Raw genomic sequence first — 2,336 nt, 5'->3', positions numbered from 1 at the left:
CGAGCCGCGGCTGCACCTGCTCGGCTACGGCGACTGGACCGGCCCGGCCTCGGCCACCCTCATCGGCGTCGGCCGCCCGGCACGGGACGCCGCCCGCGAAGTCGCTGGCCTGCTCACGTAGGCACCGGAGCGGCCGCCGCGCTGTCACCGCCCTGTTCACCCCGTTGCGTACAGCTCCCCCTTGTCAGTAACACCAGCGACAATTCCTCCCGACGGCGCCGTGGGGCAGGGGGATGCGCACGCATGCAGACAGACGACTTTTTCCGCGACAGGCCCGACGAGCACCCGGACTGGCCTGACCACAGGCCGGGCGAATGGGTGTGTCAGCTATGGCAGTTGGATGTCGAGCTGATGGAGTCCCTGCGGTTCGGTCCCCTGCCCGACCGCCCGGACCTGGACGTGGCCGTGGCGCTGACCCGGTTGCTGCACGAGGACTTCGTCGCCCGGGGCACACGCCACGACGAACGGATGAATGACGAGGAAGTCGTCCTCGCCGTCAAAGCACACCGAGCGGTCCTCGAACGCCTGGGCCTGGAGTCGCCGCAGCTGCCGTTTCGCCATCACAGCGGCTTCTACGACTACTGGCGCAAGAACGACATGTCCGGAGGCGGCGGATGGCAGGCGCGCCGCGAGTGCATCGAAGAGCTGCTGGGGCCGACCAGGCAGGCCCTGGAGGACCTGCAGGAGGCCGAGTACGAGCAGCGTTTCAAGAACGGCCCCCGTGGCACCTTCAAGAACCTCATCTTCGCGGCCGTCGGCCCGAAGCCGCAGATCGTGCTGCGGGACGCGGTGAGCAACGAGGTGGAGATCGTCCGGAACGCCGAGAACTGCCTTGTGTACAAGGACCCACTGCCGCTACAGGGCCTGACCTGGCGGCAGATGGTCACCTGGTGGCAGGCGCACCACATGCCGGACACCGAGGAACCGGAGGCCGCCGATGCCCTGTACCGGCGGCTGTACCGCTCCCTGGATTCCCTGCCAGAGCAGACGGTCCTGCGCACGTACTGCGCCCGCTACGCCGAACCCGACGGGTTCGACCTGCCCGCCCTTATCCCGCAGGTCTACCTGCACTACGACCCCTACACCCGCAAGAGCGGCGGACACAGCGGTGCCCTGCACCGCGAGCGCATGGACTTCCTGCTGCTGGCCCCCGACCGCTCCCGCATCGTGATCGAGGTCGACGGCGCCCACCACTACGGCATCAAGAACCCCACCGGCGCGGACGGCCGCACCACGTACGCCGCCTCGCCCAGGCTGTACTCGGAGATGGTCGCCGAGGACCGCCGCCTGCGGCTGGCCGGCTATGAGATCTACCGCTTCGGCGGCTGGGAACTCACCCGGCCCGACAGCCCGCAAGTCATCTCCGACTTCTTCACCGAGCTCCTCACCCGCCACAAGAAGCCGACACCGTAGCGACAGCACGCACCGCTTCAGTAGCCAGGCGTGTCCATGGCCTCCATGTACTCGATCTGCCAGTTCTCGTACTCACCGAGATGAGCCGAGTAGCCGCCCCACAGCAGGTGCGCCAGCTTGTGCAGCTCGTTCACCTGCTCGTAGAAGTTGACGTTCTGCTGCACGGGCCGGGCGGGAGCCCGGCCGGCGCCGTGGCCGACCACGGCGTACCGGTAGGTCTCTCCTGTCGCATCCTCGCTGTCGAGCCAGTTCAGCTGACTCCAGGACTCCGGGTCGATGCGCTGTTCCACCTTGGGCAGGTCCAGCAGGGCCAGGTACCGGTTGAGGCAGTCCGCCAGTCTCCTGATGTTGTGCGTGCGCAGACGCTTGTCCAACTGGTCAGGGCTGAGGTCTTCTTCTCCTGTGTAGCCCTCGCGCAGGGCGCACTGGGCGGCCTTGCGGATTAGCCACTTCAGCGACAGTTCGATGCTGTGCCGGTAGTTGTAGAGGATCGGCAGGGGCATCCGGTCGTCCGGGCCGTGGGCGATCCAGTGTCGGGCGCCGGTCTCGGCGACTCGCAGATAGCCGCCAGCTAGGGCGAGATCGTCCTCGCTGGCACCGCCCCAGACGGCGATCTCGGCATTTGCCCAGCGAGGCCGGGGCAGGCTCGACCGGTCTTCTGCTTCCTCCATCCCGTCAGGATGGCAACCGCCCGCCTCGTCCACTATCGCTTTTGGCAACTGCCCGCCGCCACAGCGTCCCTGGGCGTTACGGGCGTCCGAGTGTGGTCACGACACAGCCGATGCACCTACAAGCAGTTGGCCCATGGCGGCGAGCACGGACGGCTCGACGCGGTAGTAGACCCAGGTGCCGCGCCGCTCGGATGTGAGCAGCCCGGCTTCCTTGAGCTTCTTCAGGTGGTGGGAGACGGTGGGCTGGGAGAC

3 protein-coding genes and 1 pseudogene are annotated in these 2,336 nt (G+C 67.6%); 2 read left to right on the top strand and 2 right to left on the bottom strand.

Going from position 1 to position 2,336, the window contains the following annotated elements; all coding sequences use genetic code 11:
• Positions 1-121 (top strand): annotated as a pseudogene (locus G6W55_RS39160) (pyridine nucleotide-disulfide oxidoreductase); the annotation flags it as partial.
• A gap of 122 nt (positions 122-243) precedes the next feature.
• Positions 244-1,413, top strand: a complete 1,170-nt coding sequence (locus tag G6W55_RS37360) for a hypothetical protein (RefSeq protein ID WP_233436066.1) — start codon at positions 244-246, stop codon at positions 1,411-1,413.
• Positions 1,414-1,430: 17 nt separating this feature from the next.
• Here G6W55_RS37360 and G6W55_RS37355 read toward each other — a convergent pair whose 3' ends face one another.
• The gene (locus G6W55_RS37355) at positions 1,431-2,084 is read right to left on the bottom strand and encodes a hypothetical protein (RefSeq protein WP_175525032.1); all 654 of its coding nucleotides are present in this window, start codon (positions 2,082-2,084) and stop codon (positions 1,431-1,433) included.
• A 96-nt stretch (positions 2,085-2,180) separates the two neighbouring features.
• On the bottom strand, positions 2,181-2,336 hold a 156-nt coding region (locus G6W55_RS37350), incomplete at its 5' end, for a helix-turn-helix transcriptional regulator (protein ID WP_175525031.1).

Source organism: Streptomyces sp. CAI-85 (genome assembly GCF_013363615.1).
GTDB lineage: Bacteria > Actinomycetota > Actinomycetes > Streptomycetales > Streptomycetaceae > Streptomyces > Streptomyces antibioticus_B.
This window is presented reverse-complemented; position numbering and strand designations above follow the sequence as displayed.